Annotated in this window: 19 protein-coding genes; 13 read left to right on the top strand and 6 right to left on the bottom strand. The window is 39.4% G+C overall.

Going from position 1 to position 19,850, the window contains the following annotated elements; all coding sequences use genetic code 11:
- Positions 1-60 precede the first annotated feature (60 nt).
- Entirely contained in the window at positions 61-1,479 is a 1,419-nt protein-coding gene (aspA, locus tag DZB84_RS03765; protein WP_116350932.1) for an aspartate ammonia-lyase, read from the bottom strand.
- 291 nt (positions 1,480-1,770) lie between these two features.
- Here aspA and DZB84_RS03760 point away from each other — a divergent pair, with 291 nt between their 5' ends.
- The 6 genes from DZB84_RS03760 (at position 1,771) to DZB84_RS03735 (ending at position 6,471) form a co-directional block, all read left to right on the top strand.
- The gene (locus DZB84_RS03760) at positions 1,771-2,424 is read left to right on the top strand and encodes a pyridoxine/pyridoxamine 5'-phosphate oxidase (protein ID WP_116350931.1); all 654 of its coding nucleotides are present in this window, start codon (positions 1,771-1,773) and stop codon (positions 2,422-2,424) included.
- A 263-nt stretch (positions 2,425-2,687) separates the two neighbouring features.
- A complete protein-coding gene (locus DZB84_RS03755) occupies positions 2,688-2,999 on the top strand; it encodes a hypothetical protein (protein ID WP_116350930.1) in 312 nt (103 codons plus the stop codon).
- Between the two features lie 170 nt (positions 3,000-3,169).
- Positions 3,170-3,739: an RNA polymerase sigma factor gene (locus tag DZB84_RS03750; protein WP_116350929.1), complete on the top strand. Its 570-nt coding sequence runs from the start codon at positions 3,170-3,172 to the stop codon at positions 3,737-3,739.
- Positions 3,714-4,517, top strand: coding sequence for a hypothetical protein (locus DZB84_RS03745; protein ID WP_116350928.1), 804 nt, complete (start codon positions 3,714-3,716; stop codon positions 4,515-4,517). Before DZB84_RS03750 ends, DZB84_RS03745 begins: the two co-directional genes overlap by 26 nt.
- Complete coding sequence (locus tag DZB84_RS03740) at positions 4,501-5,373, top strand: ABC transporter ATP-binding protein (RefSeq protein WP_116350927.1); 873 nt, start codon at positions 4,501-4,503, stop codon at positions 5,371-5,373. Before DZB84_RS03745 ends, DZB84_RS03740 begins: the two co-directional genes overlap by 17 nt.
- Positions 5,374-6,471, top strand: a complete 1,098-nt coding sequence (locus tag DZB84_RS03735; RefSeq protein WP_116350926.1) for a hypothetical protein — start codon at positions 5,374-5,376, stop codon at positions 6,469-6,471.
- Between the two features lie 74 nt (positions 6,472-6,545).
- Here the strand turns inward: DZB84_RS03735 and DZB84_RS03730 are convergent, their stop codons facing one another.
- Positions 6,546-7,199, bottom strand: a complete 654-nt coding sequence (locus DZB84_RS03730) for a carboxymuconolactone decarboxylase family protein (RefSeq protein ID WP_116350925.1) — start codon at positions 7,197-7,199, stop codon at positions 6,546-6,548.
- Positions 7,200-7,767: 568 nt separating this feature from the next.
- Here DZB84_RS03730 and DZB84_RS03725 point away from each other — a divergent pair.
- The 3 genes from DZB84_RS03725 to DZB84_RS03715 all read left to right on the top strand — a co-directional run bounded on the left by DZB84_RS03725 (position 7,768) and on the right by DZB84_RS03715 (position 11,841).
- Positions 7,768-9,333: an FAD-dependent oxidoreductase gene (locus tag DZB84_RS03725; RefSeq protein ID WP_116350924.1), complete on the top strand. Its 1,566-nt coding sequence runs from the start codon at positions 7,768-7,770 to the stop codon at positions 9,331-9,333.
- 440 nt (positions 9,334-9,773) lie between these two features.
- Entirely contained in the window at positions 9,774-11,408 is a 1,635-nt protein-coding gene (locus DZB84_RS03720; RefSeq protein WP_116350923.1) for a S8 family peptidase, read from the top strand.
- 232 nt (positions 11,409-11,640) lie between these two features.
- Positions 11,641-11,841, top strand: coding sequence for a cold-shock protein (locus tag DZB84_RS03715; protein WP_077617474.1), 201 nt, complete (start codon positions 11,641-11,643; stop codon positions 11,839-11,841).
- A gap of 125 nt (positions 11,842-11,966) precedes the next feature.
- Here DZB84_RS03715 and DZB84_RS03710 read toward each other — a convergent pair whose 3' ends face one another.
- A complete protein-coding gene (locus DZB84_RS03710) occupies positions 11,967-12,251 on the bottom strand; it encodes a hypothetical protein (RefSeq protein ID WP_142759825.1) in 285 nt (94 codons plus the stop codon).
- 155 nt (positions 12,252-12,406) lie between these two features.
- Between DZB84_RS03710 and DZB84_RS03705 the strand changes: the two genes are divergently transcribed.
- Positions 12,407-13,105 carry a polysaccharide deacetylase family protein gene (locus DZB84_RS03705; protein WP_116350921.1) on the top strand — a complete coding sequence of 233 codons (699 nt, stop codon included), beginning with the start codon at positions 12,407-12,409 and terminating at the stop codon, positions 13,103-13,105.
- A 115-nt stretch (positions 13,106-13,220) separates the two neighbouring features.
- Here the strand turns inward: DZB84_RS03705 and DZB84_RS03700 are convergent, their stop codons facing one another.
- On the bottom strand, positions 13,221-13,415 hold the full coding sequence (locus DZB84_RS03700) for a hypothetical protein (protein WP_116350920.1): 195 nt from the start codon (positions 13,413-13,415) through the stop codon (positions 13,221-13,223).
- A 186-nt stretch (positions 13,416-13,601) separates the two neighbouring features.
- Here DZB84_RS03700 and DZB84_RS03695 point away from each other — a divergent pair, with 186 nt between their 5' ends.
- Complete coding sequence (locus tag DZB84_RS03695; RefSeq protein WP_116350919.1) at positions 13,602-14,048, top strand: DUF6376 family protein; 447 nt, start codon at positions 13,602-13,604, stop codon at positions 14,046-14,048.
- Positions 14,049-14,091: 43 nt separating this feature from the next.
- Here DZB84_RS03695 and DZB84_RS03690 read toward each other — a convergent pair whose 3' ends face one another.
- Positions 14,092-15,543, bottom strand: coding sequence for an aldehyde dehydrogenase family protein (locus DZB84_RS03690; RefSeq protein WP_223254389.1), 1,452 nt, complete (start codon positions 15,541-15,543; stop codon positions 14,092-14,094).
- A gap of 199 nt (positions 15,544-15,742) precedes the next feature.
- Positions 15,743-17,059 (bottom strand): short-chain fatty acid transporter, encoded by a 1,317-nt coding sequence (locus DZB84_RS03685; protein WP_116350917.1) that lies wholly within the window; start codon positions 17,057-17,059, stop codon positions 15,743-15,745.
- A gap of 197 nt (positions 17,060-17,256) precedes the next feature.
- On the opposite strand from DZB84_RS03685, the gene DZB84_RS03680 reads away from it, so the two are divergent.
- Positions 17,257-18,618: a cytochrome ubiquinol oxidase subunit I gene (locus DZB84_RS03680; RefSeq protein WP_116350916.1), complete on the top strand. Its 1,362-nt coding sequence runs from the start codon at positions 17,257-17,259 to the stop codon at positions 18,616-18,618.
- A 12-nt stretch (positions 18,619-18,630) separates the two neighbouring features.
- Positions 18,631-19,677, top strand: a complete 1,047-nt coding sequence (locus DZB84_RS03675; protein WP_116350915.1) for a cytochrome d ubiquinol oxidase subunit II — start codon at positions 18,631-18,633, stop codon at positions 19,675-19,677.
- The last annotated feature ends 173 nt before the right edge of the window (positions 19,678-19,850 follow it).

Raw genomic sequence — 19,850 nt, 5'->3', positions numbered from 1 at the left:
AGATGATACCTTCTTTCCCAAAGGGACAGTTTCAGTGCACTAGTGGTGCTCGACCGTTATTTAATTTCTCTCCAGCAAGGATGCTCCCGAAATCCCGGGTTCTGTCATTTCGTAAGGATTCAAAATAAGATCTAATTCCTCTTCGGTTAACACATCGTATTGCAAGCAAAGTTCACGTACTTGTTTACCATTAATAATCGCTTCTCTTGCGATACGAGCTGCGACTTCATAGCCGATATGTGGATTTACAGCCGTAATAATTCCAACGCTTTTTTCTACATATTCCTTCATACGGTCCTCATTTGCTTTGATACCTGTTAGACAGTATTCAGTAAATACATGAAATGCATTCTTCATAATGCTGAGTGATTGAATTAAATTAAATGCTAATACTGGCTCCATCACGTTTAACTCTAATTGTCCAGCTTCTGTAGCTAAGCAGATGGTATGATCATTTCCAATCACCTGGAATGCGACTTGGTTAATCATTTCAGGCATAACAGGGTTTACTTTTCCTGGCATGATGGAAGAACCCGGTTGTCTTGCTGGTAGGATGATTTCCCCAAGTCCAGCACGAGGACCTGATGCCATTAACCGCAAATCATTGGCGATTTTAGACATATTCATCATACTTATTTTTAATGCAGCGGAAACTTCCGCATAGGCATCGATATTTTGAGTGGCATCGACTAGATGTTCAGCACCAACTAAAGGAAGCCCACTAATATCTGCTAAATGTTTGACGACATTTTCAATATAACGAGGTGAAGCATTTAGCCCCGTTCCAACGGCAGTTGCCCCCATGTTCACCTCATACAAATGCTGGCGAGATTGTTGAATACGTTTTATATCACGTTCGACAACGCGAGCATATGAAGCGAACTCTTGTCCAAGACGAATTGGTACGGCATCCTGGAGATGGGTTCTACCCATTTTGATAATATGGTCAAATTCCGTTGCTTTTTGCTGAAAAACATCTTTCATATGTTCCATGGTTTTAACTAATTTATCAACTAAATTGAGTGTGGCAATATGAAGTGCTGTTGGAAACGCATCATTTGTAGATTGGGACATATTTACATGGCTGTTTGGGCTTAATTCATAATATTTTCCTTTTTCATGTCCAAGTATCTCAAGTGCACGATTAGCAATGACTTCATTTGCATTCATGTTAATCGATGTCCCTGCACCACCTTGGATTGGATCTACGATAAATTGGTCATGCAGTTTTCCATTTATAATTTCATCAGCGGCTTGTACGATTGGATTGCCCAGACCTTCATATAAATGCTGTACATCCATGTTTGCCAATGCCGCGGCTTTCTTAACCATAGCTAATGCGATAATTAAATCCTCATGAATCCGGTAACCAGTTAGCGGGAAATTTTCTACTGCCCGAATGGTTTGAACACCATAATAGGCATCAACCGGAACCTCTTTTTCTCCAAGAAAATCTTTTTCAATACGATATTGACCCATGACGTTCTCTCCCTTGTCCATATGCATGTCATCTATAATTTTTAAAAAGATGGATACAAATCATCCATCCCATTATATCATTTATTTTTTCTTTTTCACTAAAACGCTTTCATTATATTGAAATTCTATTATTTGGAAGTAAGCTATGCTCTGTTTTTGTCCGGACTAAGAGACGAAAAAGATGAATATGATTATTCTGAATCTCTTTTATGTAAATAATGGTATCCTTTGGGGGAATACCTATGACACTTATAACATCCAGCAAGACCATTGATGATTGGAGGATTTTATATGGAAGACATTCGAAAAGTGATTATACAGAGTAGAACCCTGACCGGACCTTTTCCCTCATTTGATGTGAATGATACACCCGACTATCCTCATGAACTATTCTTTGAATGGTTTAAAGAAGCTGTAAAGAATGGGGAACACGAACCTCATGCAATGATACTCTCAACAACAGACAATCATGGTTTTCCAGATGCCCGCGTTCTTATTGTGAAAGATGTAGATCAGCATGGCTGGTATTTTGCATCGAGCTCTCAAAGTGAAAAGGGTAAACAAATGAGGATTAATCCAAATGTAGCTTTAACTTTTTATTGGTCCCTGATAGGAAGACAAGTCAGAATACGTGGCAAAGTAGTTGAAATGGATAAAGAACGAAGTGCCAAGGATTTTTTAAAGCGTGGTACTCGAGCACGAGCAATTGCTTTACTTGGAAAACAAAGTTCGATACTTAATAATCAAAATGAGTTAGAAGAAGCAATATATAATGAAATGAAAAAGATACAACAGCATCCAAATATCATATATCCTTATTGGACTTTGTATAGAGTAAATCCAATAGAAGTAGAGTTTTGGCAAGCGGATGAAGAGCGGAAGCATACAAGAGTAAAATATAGGATAGAAGGGGACAAGTGGAGAAAGAACCTTTTATGGGCTTAGTTTTTACTCAATTTATTTGAAGGACCAATGTGATGCCTTGGGGAGTAGCTCTTGGACTTGCTACTATTTCCTACTATTATCGTCGTCGTGGGAAATGTAAATATTGCTATAGAGATGAAAAAATGTAAACATAGGTCAGGCCATTTTCACGTCAGGACTAAATGATTAAAATGCGGAATAGGATGATACTAAGTATTCTGAAACTTTTCTCGCGCTCATTCGTAAGTAATGGTATCAGCAGTTTGAGAAAGGAGGTTGAAAAAATGGTACGATACATGACATATGCGCTTCTGATTACTGCCGTAGAGGTAGCAGTTCTGTTTGGGATTTCCCTTTACTTCGATGCAAACATGTTAACTACCATGTTTTTCGGCTCTTGTTTCTTTATTCTAGTTGCATTCCTAATGGGCTCCTCGGGCGATATTTTCACAAAGAACTCAGAGGTTGCCGTTTTCAATTCATTTCTAGGAAGCTATAAACCAAGACATGAAAAAGCAAAACTAACCATCAGTCCATTTTTAACAGGATCACTTCTATGTCTTGTTGTGTATTTTGTAGCGGACTATATTCTATAAAAGCTAGATAAGTTTTGGCACCTTTCCGTTTGGAGGGGTGCTTTTTTGCGTGAACCCAAACAGCACCATTGCAACCTCTCCATTCTAAATAGATAATTTAAGCAGAAAACTTTTTACAGAATTTAAATCCTTTTAAAAATCTTTTCGTCTTAGTAATTGAGGTGATAAAAATGCCCGAGGATCAGGAACTGATCGAGGAAATCTTGCAAGGTAGCCAGGCGGCGATGGAGGTACTAACTAGGAAGTACTACAAACCCATCTATGCGTTTGTTTATCGAAAAGTAGGAAACAAGGAAATGGCCTATGATTTGACACAGGAAATCTTTATAAAAATGATGCAGCGAATCAAATCGTATTCAAATAAGGGAAGTTTTAAAAGTTGGCTCTACACTATCGCCGTGAATCATTGTCGGGATTACTGGAGAAGTGCCGCCTACAAACAAACATCTAAGCAAACAGAGCTTCAAGAAACAATTAAGAGTGAATACAGTAATATTCCTTACATATTTGAACGAAAGGAAACGAGGGAGCAGGTGAAGGCAGCGATTAATAGTCTACCAGATATACAGCGGGAGGCCGTGATTCTGAAATACTATCATGACATGAAAATACAAGAGATCGCAGATATCACGAATGCAAATGTATCGACTGTCAAATCAAGGCTGAAGCAAGGACTCGGAAAAATTGCAACAGCTTTAGAAAGAGGTGAAGGATATGGACAACAACAGACAAAAAGATAAATTCGATGATGAAATCTTTGAGTTGGAACAGGAACTAGAGATGTCACTTGATGAATTTGATGTGGAATTTCCAAGTGAATCTGAACTTATGATGACCATTGATGCTATGAGACCTTATGTCCCTTCGAAAGAAAGTAAATGGGAAGCTCTTGTTGCCAGTGTATCAAATGTCCTCATGCATTCAACAAGGGAAGTCTTTTATTTTTCAGCATTGTTTTGGGGTTTAAATCTTTTGTTTTTAGTATTCGGTGTATTATCAGTCTTTATTTACAAAATAGATCCCTATCTCATCATGTTGTATGTTGCACCACTTCCAACAATTGTCGGGTTTATAGAGGTGTTTAAAAGTAGTAATACCGAAATGGTGGAATTAGAGTTGTCTTTTAAATTTAGCCTGCAGGAGATTATTTTTTCAAGAATGCTAGTCGTGGGCGTTTTTAATGTCGCTTTAAATGTTCTTTTAACGATAAGCTTCACCATCCTGTTACCCGAGCTTATGCTTGGAAAGTTAATTCTTTATTGGGCAACGCCTTTAACCATCATTGCAGCCATTATGTTAGTAGTATCCTCAAAGTATCGCAGTGCACACACGTTTAGCGGTGGAATTGTCCTTTGGACTGTAGCGGCACTAGCGCTCACGCATCAAGATGTCATCGAACGAATCGAAACGATCTCGGCATTGGCTTATATTTTGGTAACAGTTGTGGCATTGATTTTTATCGTTGTTAAAATGATGACTATTTATAAAAGGGGAATTTCATATGAATTTAACGATTGAAAATGTGTCAAAAGTCTTTGATGATAAAAAGGCTTTGGACTCCATAAATTTAGAATTTACAACCGGTGTGTACGGGATTTTAGGTGCGAATGGTTCAGGGAAGACGACATTGATGCGTATTCTCGCGAGTGTGATGAAACCTTGCTCCGGAAGAGTTTTACTAGATGGTGAGGACATTGCTGTAATGGACTACCGATATCGAGATGTGATCGGGTACTTGCCACAGCATGTTGGCCTTTATAAAAATTTCACGGCTGAAAAATTTCTACTTTATATTGCGACCCTGAAAGGGCTAACGAAAGAAGAGGCAAAGGTTAAGGTTGCGGATACATTAGAGTTGGTTGGGCTAGCCGATCAAGCGAAGAAAAAAGTAGGAAAGTTTTCAGGTGGGATGAAGCGCCGTGTTGGCATCGCACAGGCTCTACTAAACGACCCGAAAATTATAATCGTGGATGAGCCGACAGCAGGTCTTGATCCTAAAGAAAGAATCCGGTTTCGAAATCTTTTATCGCAAATCTCAACAAATCGAATCGTTTTGTTATCCACACATATTGTGTCAGATATTGAGTTCATTGCGAAGGAAGTGCTGATTTTAAAAGCAGGAAAACTGGTTCAAAAGCAAACACCTCAAGATTTGTTAAGAGGAATCGAAAACAAGGTGTGGTCGGTTACTGTAAAAAATGAATCTGAAATCACGAGATTCCAATCGATTTACAAGGTGGGCAATATTGCACGTGTCGGCGACAGCTTTCAGCTTCGGATTTTGAGTGATGTCAAACCTCATCTAAGTGCTACACATGAACATCCTAATTTAGAGGATTTATATCTTTACTACTTTGATGAGGAGGTGGCATAAATGGAGTTGTTGAAATTTGAGTTATATAAAATTTTTAAACAAAAAGTGGTTTATATTGCGTTTTTGCTATTGATTGTGTTCTCGACGGGCTTTACATATTATCCTGGTGCTCACCAAGAGAGAGAATTGTATAAGCCGTGGGAAGGGACGCTTACGGAGGAAAAGGTAGAGCTTGCAGCAAAGGAAAATGATGCTTTCAATAAAAAAATGGAAGATATGGATGAATTCGCTGTGTTGTCTGATGAGGAATGGACCAAGAGTGGAATATACGAAACCATCGCATGGGGTAAACAGGTAGAAAGCAATGCGGTGCAAAAAATAAAATATCTTGCAAAGGAAAGTAACTATAATACTAAGCTTGAAATAGCCATGCTAAAAGACATTGATACAACCTATTTTGCTTATAACAAAGGACCGAAACAAATTATTGATTATGCGAGTATATTTTCGCTAATGATAACAGGAGGTATGCTGCTAGTTGGGCTTTCTACCATTTACACACAGGAATATAGCTCTGGGGTTGATAACTACATTCTTAGCTCAAGAAATGGGAGAAGGGCGCTTTTATGGTCAAAACTAGGTGCCGCCTTAATCTACACAATTGTGGTTGTCATTGGATGGGAGATCTTCAATCTCGCGTGGAATCTTATTCAATATGGAAATGGTGGTTGGGAGACGTCGCTACAGTATTACTTTAAATACTACTTCTCACCTTATAGCTTTACGATGCTAGAATTCCATCTTCTTCAACTAGGTTTCCATTTACTTGGGGCATGTAGTTTTGCCATCATGATTGTGCTTGTATCGGCTATATGTAAAAATGCGTTGATTTCTCTTATCATTAATGGGGCAATTTTTGCGATACCATACTTTCTAGTCGAGTTGGCTAGATTACCTGGATGGGTAGAGGATATTTTCCAATTTTCCTTCCTTTACTTTATGAATGTCGAGCCATTCTTTGATGATTTTAAAACAATCAATCTGTTTGGGTTACCCGTTCTTTACTCAATCGTTGCGGTAGTTGTGATGATTGTTGTCGTAATTGTGGTTCCTTTCGTAACATCACTAGTCGTGAAACATAAAGAAGTTACGTCTTGAATGTAATCACCTGCTCCGAGGAGTGGGTGATTTTTTTAAAAAAGCCCCAGTGCATACTGGGGTAGAAGGTTAACTTATTCTTCGTAGCTTTGGATTAGATTGGCTAGGTGGGCATAAGCACCGCCTGCCCGAAGTGCTGCAGTTACCAAAATTGCCTCGGCAAGCTCCTCACTCGTTGCCCCTAGCTTTTCTGCATTCTTTGAATGAACATCAATGCAGTATGGACATTGAGTGGCGTGTGCAACGGCAACAGCAATAATTTCTTTAAACTTTCTACTCAATTTTCCTTCTTTTGTGGCTGTCGCACTAAATGCACCATACGCTTTGAAGCCATCTGGGGCAAACTTTCCTAATTGGCCAAGATGTTTTAAATTTGATCGAGCGTAAAGTGTATCGGGAGCATCTTGATTTTTTGCATTATGTACATGTGTACTATGGGTTACAGCACCACCGGCTTCAATCGCAGCTACAACAAAGACGGCTTCAGTTAACTCTTCTAAAGATGCACCGGCTTTTTTCGCACCTTTTGTATGCGCATCAATACAATAAGGACACTCTGTAACATGTGCAATCGAAACCGCAATAATTTCCTTTTCTTTCTTAGATAATGCTCCTTCTTTCATAACTGCCTCGTCAAATGCATTCATCGCTTTTAATTGTTCTGGCGCAAGGTCCTTAATTTTCGTAAAGTGTTTTACATTTTCTTTCGGATAAAAGCTCGAAGCCATATGGAAACCTCCTTTTCGATTCAAGATAGTTTTACCATTCTTTTTGAATAGCATTCGGTGAGTCGTTCTTGTTATAGGTGGCGGGTGATTGGTTCCGAACGGTGGCTTGTTAAACCAGGAAAGTTCTTCATAATCCGGATAAAGACCCGAACGAAAGCCGAACGAATCAGGAAGTGCCTTCATAATCCGGATGAAGACCTGAACGGAGGCAGAATGAGTCAGGAAGTGCCTTCATAATCCGGATGAAGACCTGAACGGAGGAGAGATGAGATAGGAAGTGCCTTCATAATCCGGATGAAGACCTGAACGGAGGAGAGATGAGATAGGAAGTGCCTTCATAAGCCAGATGAAGACCCGAACGGAGGCAGAATGAGTTAGGGAGTGCCTTCATAACCCGGATGAAGACCTAATTGAATGCCGAATGAGTTAGAATAATCCTTCATTCCACGGACCATTTTTCAATGGGCTCTATTTTATACATAGCCCTATTCTCTCCCCCCATGTATGATACCCAAATTACTGGAAAACCTAATGGCAAAATTACTTTTTTAGGAAATGAGGGTTTATTGTGGCAAATGAGAAGAAGCTTCCTGAAACACCTGAGCCATTATGGAGGGTCGATGTTGACATTCCAACTTTTCCTTCGCTTGAGGAGGATCTTGAAGTCGATGTAGTGATTGTGGGTGGGGGGATAGCCGGCCTAACCTCTGCTTATGTATTAGTAAATGAGGGACTGAAAGTTGCCGTATTGGAGGCTGATCAAATACTCAATGGTACCACTGGACACACGACTGCGAAGGTAACCGCACAGCATGATCTCATCTATGATGAATTCATCACGAACTTCGGGAAGAGCACAGCAAGGCTTTACTATGAAGCAAACACTGAAGCCATTCAATTCATCGAAAAAACAGTAAACGAGCATCAAATTGATTGTGATTTTAGCAAGCAAGATGCCATCATCTACTCAACAACCGATGAATATGCACAAAAGCTTGAAAAAGAAGCACAAGCGTATGAAAAGATTGGAATTGATGGTGAACTTGTTGGTAGTGTTCCTTTTAAAATTGAAGTGAAAAACGCACTAATCATGAAAAATCAAGCACAGTTCCATCCAGTCAAATATTTAGCACATCTCGTTAACATCATAAAAGAAAAAGGTGGACTCATTTTTGAACATACAGTTGCCGTGAATGTTGAAACGGGAGAAAAGCCAGTAGTCCTTACACGTAATGATAAGCGGGTTAAAGCTGGTTTCGTTCTGGCTTGTTCTCATTTCCCTTTTTACGAGGGGGCGGGTCTCTATTCTGCAAGAATGAAAGCAACACGTTCATACATAGTCGCTGTGAAAGCAAAGGAACATTATCCAGGTGGCATGTATATTAGTGCGGATAAACCTACACGTTCGCTTCGTTCTGCTTCAAAAAATGGGGAAGATTATATTTTAATTGCTGGAGGTAACCATCAGACTGGTGAAAGAAATGACACATTGGAAGACTATAATGCATTAGGTTCGTTTGGTGAACAGGTATTTGACTTAGAAGATATTCAATACCGCTGGTCGGCGCAAGATCTTCAAACATTGGACAAAATCCCGTATATCGGGGAAATCACAACGGGTGAACCTAATATTTTGGTTGCAACAGGGTTTCGCAAATGGGGCATGACAAATAGTACAGCAGCTGCTCTATTATTTAGAGATATCATCCTTAAAAGAAATAACCCGTATCGTGATTTGTATTCACCGGCTCGTTTCTATGCACATCCTTCTCTGAAAAATTTCTTTGTTAACAATGCGAAAGTCGTCAAGCATTTAATCCAAGGGAAGATGGAAATGCCGCAAAAAAATGTGGCGGATATTCCGAATGGGGAAGGTGCGGTCATTTCTATCGAAGGGCATCGAAAGGGAGCCTATAAAGACGAGAACGGAAAACTCTACATTGTAGACACAACATGTACACATGTAGGCTGTGAAGTACATTGGAACAATGGTGAAAAATCATGGGATTGCCCTTGCCATGGTTCTCGATTCTCCTACACGGGTGAAGTCCTAGAAGGTCCAGCAGAAAAGCCATTACAGCAATACGATTATACCATGCTCGATAACCTCACATCAGAGGATTCGGGGTATTAGAGCCATAGGGACGGTTCCTGTGGTCCCCAAAAAATGGGGACCACGAGAACCGTCCCCGTGGTCTCTTTTAACGCATAACAGCGTTGATTCCCTATGAAAGACTATTATACTACCTTTTTTGGATATTTTGGCTTGTATAGATTTGTAGTGAGAATAACTTTGTGGTAACAAATAACTGAATATTGCAAATGGTATTGACGTCTGCGATTGAAAAATTGTAGTGTAATGGAGGGCAGAGTCCATTTCACTTTTCTATCCACGAAATTCAACTAATCTCTTAAAATAAAACTTTCCCATTACATAATTCACGGCAGTCAAAGTAAAAAAGCTACAGATGTCTTTTTTACTTTTTAACTGTAGATATGATACATAGAAGGGAGCGTGCCATTTACAATACCATACTCTTTCTTTGACCAAAACTAAAAAATGGAGGTATGTGAATGAAGAAATTAGTTAGTTTTTCGATTGTTCTTTTACTCATGTTATCGATGTTTGCAGGGGTATCCTTTGCCGATCAGCCAGACAATGTAGGGAAAGGAAATCTAGATTTTGTTGAAGGTGAACTCATCGTTTCGGTTGAACCGAAACAAAAGGGGAATGCTGATCTTACGATTCAAAGTGCAGATAGTTTAAAGGGACAGGAAGACGTGCTAAAAGCGAAAGGATTCTCAATCATTGACACTCTCCACGTAGAAGATACTTCAGTCAAACCACTTCTTAGTAAAAACTTTAACAAAAAAGTCGTCGACAAAATGGGCTTGGTCTACTTAGTAAAATACTCTCCGGACAATTTCAAATCTAGCACTCTTGCAAAAAATGAATTACGCAAAGAGCTAATGAATCTTGGTTTCAAGGTAAGATATATTTCAGAAAACTATAAGATGATGGCCATAGAAGGAACAGCGACAATTCAAGCTGTTCACCAAAATCAAAAATGGCAATACGACATGATTAAGGCGCCACAGGCTTGGACGATCACGAATGGTTCGAGTGCGGTTAAGGTTGCTGTATTGGATACAGGGATTGACCATAATCACCCTAGTCTAGCAAACTTTGTTAATACTAGCTTAGGTAGGAGTTTTGTAGGTGGAACGACGATGGATGTTCAAGGCCATGGCACCCATGTGGCAGGAACGATTGCCAGCTATGGCTCAGTTTCAGGAGTGATGCAAAATGCAACTCTTATCCCTGTGAAGGTTTTAGGTGATGATGGCTCTGGTTCCTTATACGGAATCACACAGGGAATTTTATATGCTGCTGATATTGATGCAGATGTCATTAATATGTCTTTAGGTGGCGGCGGGTATAACCAAAGCATGGATGAGGCAGTTCAAACTGCCACTGCTCAGGGAACAATTGTCGTTGCAGCTTCTGGTAATGATGGTGCATCAAGTATTTCCTATCCAGCAGCATATAGTAGTGTAATTGCGGTTGGGTCTGTAACTTCAAGCGGAACTCGCTCAAGCTTTTCAAACTATGGATCTGGTCTAGAGTTAATGGCACCTGGCTCAAGTATCTATAGCACCTATCCAAATAGTCGATATGCCACTTTATCAGGAACATCGATGGCGACACCGCATGTTGCTGGGGTAGCGGGGTTAATACGAGCGGCTAATCCGAACATTTCAGTATCACAAGCTAGACAAATTTTACGTGATACAGCTCAAGCAACTGGAAGCTTTACGCAATACGGGTATGGAATAGTCGACGCTCATGCAGCAGTTGTTGCCGCATCTGGAGGCGGTGGAACCCCACCACCACCATCCTCAACGGAAACAGTCACAACAGTGTCAACGAATTACAGCTACTATTATCGTGGGGAAACAGTTTATGTCACAAGTACGGTAAAAGATTCCAATGGGGCAGCAGTTGCAAATGCAACCGTTAACTTCAAAATCACACGTCCAAATGGAACAACTGTTACATCTTCCGCAACAACAAACTCATCAGGTGTAGCCACGTGGTCAATCGGAACGAACTATTCAACTGCAACGGGAACATATCGCCTAGATGCAACCGCATCAAAAAGCGGATATTCGAGCAGCACCGCATCAACTACGTTTAGAATTTACTAGGTAGCACAAGGGCATAGGGACGGTTCTTCGTGGCACCTTAAAATTGGGAGCCACAAGAACCGTTACCAAAGTTTAAAATTATTATTTGCTATTTCTAATCATATCTGTTATTCTTAAGAAGAATTATCTTTGTTCTTTTTCAGATTAAGAATGTATTTTTGTTTTTCGTCTAAGGTATTTGAACACTGATAGTAACACATGTGTGGATCGACACACTAGGAGGCAAATTAATATGGAACAAGGTAAAGTTAAATGGTTTAATGCAGAAAAAGGTTTTGGATTCATCGAGCGTGAAGGTGGAGACGACGTATTCGTACACTTCTCAGCAATCCAAGGCGAAGGTTTCAAATCTTTAGACGAAGGTCAAAGTGTAACATTTGATGTAGAACAAGGACAACGTGGTCCTCAAGCATCTAACGTTAGAAAAGCGTAATAATAACCTTTAACAACCAAGAGGTGTACCGATTTCGGTATACCTCTTTTTTGATTTTAGAAACCAAAAGGACGGTTCCTGTGGTTCCTAGGGCACCACAAGAATCGTCCCCGTGGTCCTACAGTTCAATCCATTTTCCACAATTTCACTGTTTGCGCAGGTGCCATTCTAGATTCCATTGAAATGGTCAGTTCATATTTTACCCCATCAATCAGTAGTTCTGAGACTTTGTTGCTCGTTACATGTTTCACAATGGATAGGGTCTCTACTTCTTTTCCTTCCTCTGTTAGGTATTCAACAACTGCATAATGAAACTTCTCTGGTTCTTCATACCATTTATACCAATCTTCTAATTCAAGTTGAATCACATTGCCCTTTTCAAAAAATGATTTAATGAACCTCTTAAACAAGTAAAATCTCCCCATTCCAAAAACTGGTTTTCTATATGTATCTAATTTTAATATAATGGAAGTTGATAAAAATGAAAAGGAAACCAGAGGGACGGTTCCTGTGGTTCCATTGGGAAACACAAGAACCGTCCCCGCGGTCCAAAAGGAAGTTATATATGAAAAGAAAAATTGTGGTTAGTGGTCTCGTCATTTTGTTTTTGTTTCTGATGTTATTTGGAACATATAGGTTAATGAATTCTAGGTCATTCCAGTTATTTGGGGGGCTTACACAGCAAGTTGAAACAGATCGAAAGGTGGTTGCCCTCACATTCGATGATGGTCCATCTGAAAATGTGAACGAAATCTTACCGTTATTGGAGAAGTATGATGTGAAGGCAACGTTCTTTTTAATTGGTCAAGATATGGAGAAATTTCCGGAAGAAGCAAAGAGAGTTGTGGAAGCGGGGCATCAGGTTGGGAATCATACGTATTCTCATAACCGAATGGTGTTCAAATCACCTTCCTACATAAAAGAAGAAATCAATAAGACCAATCAACTTATCCGCGAAGCAGGATATGAAGGTGAGATTGATTTTCGCCCACCAAACGGCAAGAAGCTCGTCGGTTTACCTTATTATCTGCATAAACAAAATATAGATACCATCACATGGAATCTTGAGCCTGATAGCTATTTCACAACTCCGGGAGAAAAAATAAAGTATGTAAAGGAAAAAACTTCACCTGGATCCATTATTTTGCTTCATCCAATGTACGATGATATTGATAAAGTGCTAGCGGAAATTGAAGGTGTCATTCATGTATTAGTTGCAGAGGGATATTCGTTCGTAACTGTTAATGAGCTTCAAGAGTTGTGACCAGTTTGAAAAACCGGACAAATCCAGTTGCATACAAAAAAAGAACCTATTCATACAAATGGGTTCTTTTTCCTTTTTATGTTGTTAAGTATGAGTACGTGCATCAGATTGCTTATTAAACACCCATTTTTCTGCGAGTATTGCTTGGTTTCTTCGTTTGTTGGCTTTTCATCTTTTTGGTTGATAGATCAGCATTCATTTTTCCTTTACCACTAGAGGACTGGTTCTTTTTATTTGCAAGCTGCTGCTTCATTGCTTCTTGCAGGCTGATTTTCTTTTTTGGTGCTTCGGATTGATTATTCTCGGTCATAGGAATGACCTCCTTTTTATAAAAATGGTAGTTATTCCAGTATAATCTATTTTCGTTTAATAAGAAAGAAGGTACTGAGTGAAACCAATCTCTACGTTTTGGTAAAAAAATCCTCAATCCCGAAATATGAAACCTTTCCCGTTTTCTATCGTATATAGAGTATGCTTACAAAACGGAGGGGATTATTTGAAGAAAGGTTTTATAGTGTTTTCTCTACTCGGGTTGCTTTTTCTTGGGGCTTGTTCCGTCCTAGAGGATGTTAATAATACAGTAACGTATGTGAATGAGGCGACAGATTATGTCAATGAGGTGAGTACCTTTATTAATGAGGCACCAACGCTGGCAGAGCAGGCGGTTACTGATGAACAGGCTAGAGACGATCTGGAGACAAGGCTAACTGAAATTCAGGCTGATATGGTAGCATTCAACGAACTACAGCCACCAGAAATGGCTGCAGACCTTCATCAACAAATCGTTGATTATAACCAACAAGCAGAAGAAGGGATTACTCTTTATTTAGATAATATTGAGAGTGGACAAATTGATCCAGCTCTTTTTGAAAATAGTGAAGTATTTCAAACGTTACAGAACGTAACCAATACAATTGATCAAATTAAAAATTTAGGTGAATAAAACGAGGCGCATCCTTCATATAGGGTGCGCCTGTATGTTTACATTAAAAAGGGTATTTCCGGTCCGTTGTTTGAACTGAAACCCATTTTGTGACGGTAAATTCATCGACCATCCAAGGATTTCCGAATCTACCTAAACCACTTGCTTTATTTCCTCCGAATGGGATGTTTGGTGCATCGTTAACTGTTTGGTCATTCAGATGTGTCATGCCACTGTCAATTTGCAAGGCTAATTCTTCTCCACGTGCAAGGTCACTTGTGAAGATTGCTGAGCTAAGTCCGTATTCGGTATCATTTGCGATTTCAATGGCCACTTCATCGCTTTCGGCCTTAATAATGGTGGCTATTGGGGCAAATAATTCAGTTTGTGCTAGTTTGCTAGAACGATCCACATCTACAAACACATATGGTGTTAAGACATTGCCGATTCGCTGCCCCTCTAAGGCTAATGTGGCTCCATCCTTTTTAGCATCTTCAATAAATGCAACCGCCTTTTCAAGCTGACGTTCATTAATGAGTGGGCCAATAATCGTCTTCGGATCACGTTGATCCCCATAAGGAACAGCCTTAGCTCTTTCTACAAACTTTTCAACAAATTCATCATAGACATCCTTATGGACAATCATTCGGTTGATAATCATACAAATTTGACCTTGATGTATAAACTTTCCGAAGATGGCAGCATGAACTGCTTGGTCAACATCTGCATCAGAAAGTACCACAAAAGGGCTGTTTCCACCCAGTTCAAGGGCAACTCGCTTTAAGTGCTGTCCCGCAATTCCACCTATATGACGACCTACTGCAGACGACCCAGTAAAACTAATAAGCTTTGCGTGCTTGTTTGTTAGCATGGCATCGCCGATTTCATTAATATCCGTCAACACCACATTTAATACACCCTTCGGAAGACCAGCATATTCAAATGCCTTGGCAATGATGGAACCACCTGAAAGACCAACCTGAATATCCGGTTTGTGTACGACACTGTTTCCAAGTGCAATAGCAGGTACAATCGACCTTAATGATAGATTCAAAGGAAAATTAAAAGGGGAAATAGATGAAATAACTCCTAATGGTAACCTATAGATATGGTTCATCTTTTCTGCTGAACCTGGAATTTCTTTTACCTGATAGATTTCATCCGCATACTTAATCGATTCCTCTAGTATTTCCAACGCAAGATGATGTTCAATATTGCTTTTTAAAATACTTCCACCTGTTTCGAGATTAAGGATTTCTACGATTTCTTCACGATTATTTTTAAGAAAATCTGCAACCTTTTGAAGCACCTCTCTTCGTTGGTTAACAGTAGATTTAGCCCATTCTTTTTGAGCGTTGCTGGCTATTTCAAATGCCTCTTCTACCTGGTCTTTCGTCGCCAACTTGACACTTGTAATAACGGAACGATCGAAAGGATTAAGGATATCATAGGTCACGTCACTATTTCCATTTACCCACTCGCCATTAATATAGCTTTTACTTGTTTCTGCATTGATCAAATGATTTGTCACTTCTTTAAATTGCTGCATGTAAAAACCCCTTCCTCTTAAAAGTTTGGTAGCGCTTACAAAAAAGTATAACAACTGAATAAAATATGGAAAGCTAGTTGTTACTCTATGTGGAACACTTTGGACTTTTTTCGGAAAAATACCCAAAGAGAAGCTACGATGATCAGCCGTAGCCTCTCGTTACAGATTAATACACAAAATAAATCAAAATCGATGTCACAATCCCAATCCACACACTTAGTAGAATACAATATCCCATGATATGACGGATATGGAGTCCTACAATACTTAAAATCGGTAACGCCCAGAACGGTTGAATGAGATTCGTCCATGCATCTCCCCAGCCGACAGCCATGGCAACAACCGCTGGGTCAGCACCAAGCTCAATCCCGGCAGGAACTTGAAGTGGTCCCTGAAGTGCCCATTGGCCACCGCCAGATGGTGCAAGGATGTTGACGAGTCCGGCGGTCCAGTAAGTGAACACACCGAATGAATCGGCGCTCGAAATCGAAGTCATACCGGTAATAATCGCATCTGCAAGCCCAGAGCTACCTAGTAGTGCAATAATTCCCGCATAGAATGGAAATTGTAGAATAATAGGGGAGATAGATCCAGCTGCTTCTTTAAAAGCCTTCCCGTATTGCCCAAGTGAACGATGGAAAATCAATCCTAGTGATAAGAATAGAATATTAATAAGGTTCAAGTTTAAATCCACACTTTTTGAGAACTGAAGCAATACATAAATGATTCCAACTAAACCAATTAATATTCCCAAAACAGGTGTGTTTTCTAACCGTATGGCAGGCGAATTCTTTTCATCATTGGATACCATCTCTAGCTGTGGCTGTTCTGGTTTTGCCGTATACGGGATGATATTCTTTTTCGGAGCCATGAGTAGGATAAAAATAGGAATGGTAATAAGTAGTGCAAAGAAAATGATAATCGTACCTGGGTGGAAGATCGTTTCAGAGGTTGGGATAACACCCATTACATCAGCTAGAAAGTGATTTTCTGTAGCGATTGTTAGAAGGATGGAACTGGAAAGTCCTGCAGTATAAAGTACGGTAGGTGCGTATGCACATGCGACCAACAGGGGGAAGTGGGCATTTTTATTCCTTTTTCCGACCTCACGAGCGACGATAGCACCAACAACCACCGCAAGTCCCCAGTTAATGTAATACGCGGCAGCAGAAATCAAAAATGTAAATAAATAGGCCTTTGTTGCCGTATTGGCTTTAGCTGAAATTGCCTCTAAGCCTTTTCGGACAAACGGAACCGAAGCAAGAACCATCCCTGTCATAAGCAAGAGCACCATCTGCATCGTAAAAGCTAAATAAGTCCAAAATCCATCCCCATACGACTGAAACAAATTCAACGGATCGGCAGGCGCCGTAAAAAAGGCCAAGACAAATACAAACAACGTCATCAACACAGCAATAACAAATGCATCAGGCAAATACCGCTGAATCACACGTGAAAAGCGTTCTGACACCCTGTTTAACATGTTTTCCCCTCCTTTTACTACAAAAGTATGATGGTAAGGATTTTTATATGTCTGATTAAAATCGAGAAAACACGTTGTCCGTTAAATGTCTCGAATTGCTTATTAATGATGGAATTTACGATTATTCCTTACATACTTTTTCTCATTCAAGAAGAAAATACATTAGGTGGGAAAATTAGGAAGGGATGTAAAGACATATGGATGACTTATTTATAGCACGTTCCTTATTCGGTACGACAATGGCATTTCATATCATATTTGCAACAATTGGAGTTGGGTTACCATTCATGATTCTTATTGCAGAGCTAATATACCAGAAAACGAAGAACTATGAATATGTTGTGATGGCAAAGCGTTGGACTAAAGCTTTTGCGGTTCTACTTGGAGTTGGTATTCCGACAGGCACCATAGCAGGTGTACAGCTGTCCTTACTATGGCCGGGTTTCATGGAGGTTGTTGGACGTGTTATGCCACTTCCTTTTCAAATTGAAATTTACGCTTTCTTTGTTGAAGCTCTTTTTATGTCAATATATGTGTATGCTGCAGAAAGAATAGCCCCATGGATGAGGATTGTCAGTTTAACCTTAGTGGCTTTAGGTGCACTTGCATCTGCAGTATTAATTACAAATGTTCATGCTTTTCAAGGAACCCCAGCAGGCTTTCGCTATGAAAACGGACAATTTGTAGATATTGATCCATGGGCTGCCTTTTTTAATCCAAGCTTTTTTGTCACTGCCTTACATGTTGCATTATCAGCCTATGTCGTCGGTGCATTTGTAGTTGGTTCTGTCTCTGCATACAAAATGTTAAGAAATAAATATGGATCAAGACTTTATTTATTCCATCAAAAAGCATTAATGATCAGTCTTGTCATTGGCGGTATTTTTTCTTTTCTAACGGCTATAAATGGGCATGAATCAGCTCAATATTTACATAGATATCAACCTGAAAAACTTGCTGCTGCTGAAGGTCTGTTTGAAACTCAATCACGTGCTCCTTTAGCAATTGGGGGTTTTACAGATAGGGAAACAGAAGAAGTGAAATGGGCCATAGAAATACCTTGGGCTTTAAGCTTTCTAGCTGGGAATAGCTTTGATACAGTCGTTGTCGGATTAAATGATTTTCCTGAAGAGCTATGGCCGCCATTATTTATACACACTCTTTTTAATGTAATGGTTGGAATTGGTTCTCTACTTATTCTTATTTCTTTATTCGGACTGATTTGGAAAAAAACATTAAAGAAAAAACAATTTCCAAAAATCTATCTTTGGTTCATGGTTCTTTCCGGTCCACTAGCAATTGTTGCAATAGAGAGCGGATGGATTTTCGCTTGTACTGGCCGTCAACCGTGGGTTATTTATCACGTATTAAAAACGGCCGATGCTGCAACTACGGCTCCAAACTTAGGAATTCTATCCTTATTATTCTTTAGTGTTTACCTTATTTTAGGGATATCGGTTGTTTCCGTACTTTTGTATTATTTTAAAAAGAATACAGTGTTTGATGATTTCAATAGAGCTGAAAAAAAAGGTATTCCTTTATTCGGTTCAAATTCTTAGGAGGAAGTCAACATGGCTGATGCTCTTATTGCGATTACTGTTCTGTGGGGATTTGTGTTTATCTATGCTGTCATGGCAACAATGGATTTTGGAGCAGGTTTTTGGTCGATGATTTATTTAAATCGAGACAATGTAAGTGCTACTAACATTGCAAACCGTTATCTATCCCCAACTTGGGAAGTAACAAACACATTTATCGTTGCATTAGTAGTAGCTATATATAGCCTTTTCCCAAACGCAACTTATACATTAGGGACAATTCTTTTACTACCAGGAAGTCTGATTTTACTCTTATTAGCATTAAGAAGTGCTTTTTTGGTTTTTTCGAATATTGCTACGGAGTACCGGAAACCATTAACTTATATATCGGGGATTACTGGTATTATAATACCCGGAATATTAATTAGCGTCCTACCTATCACTCATGGGCATTACATTGAATATGAGAATGGAACGGCTATTTTAAACCTAAAAACCCTTTTTACAAGCCCTAATGAGTATGCTTTTATAGGGTTTGCGATTACCAGTACATTGTTCTTATCTTCATTATTATTAGCTGACTATTCGAAGGTATCAAAGGAAATGAAAGCATATAAGGTGTACTTAAGAGGTGGACAAATATTAGGACCTTTATCGCTAGTAATGGCTTTCTTCATTATGTTCACGTTAAAAGATGAGGCACCCTGGGTATATACTCGGATGATCGAGGACCTACCTTTACTACTTTTATCAGTAGGATTATTTTTAATTGGAGGATTAGGGTTATTTCTTCCATCTTTTTTCGAAAAAGGAGTAAGAGGAATGCCAAGAATATCTGTAATAGCCATAACCATTCAATATTTGGTTGCTAGTTACGTTTACGGTAAAGCACACTTGCCATATATCATCTATCCAGATATTACGATCGAATCAGCTTTTACCGATCCAAATTCTTTCCGAGCTGTTTTTACAACATATATTATTGGATTCGCCATTCTCTTTCCAGGATTCATCTACTTCTGGACTATATTTATGAAAGATAAAAAGTACTTACAGCAAGCTAAAGATGCAGAAAAATAACCAAAGGGACGGTTCTTTTGCTCCTAGAAACCACAAGAACTGTCCCCTGTACGGAGTTACTTGAATCCAGTGTCGGGCAGGCACCTTTTTGAGATAAGAGACCTTAATACGACCATAAAATATAAGGTGGACGAATTAATTGAATTTGGGACTTCCTTCATGCAATTGTAGGG

Source organism: Bacillus sp. HNG (assembly GCF_003400205.1).
GTDB lineage: Bacteria > Bacillota > Bacilli > Bacillales > Bacillaceae_L > Ferdinandcohnia.
This window is presented reverse-complemented; position numbering and strand designations above follow the sequence as displayed.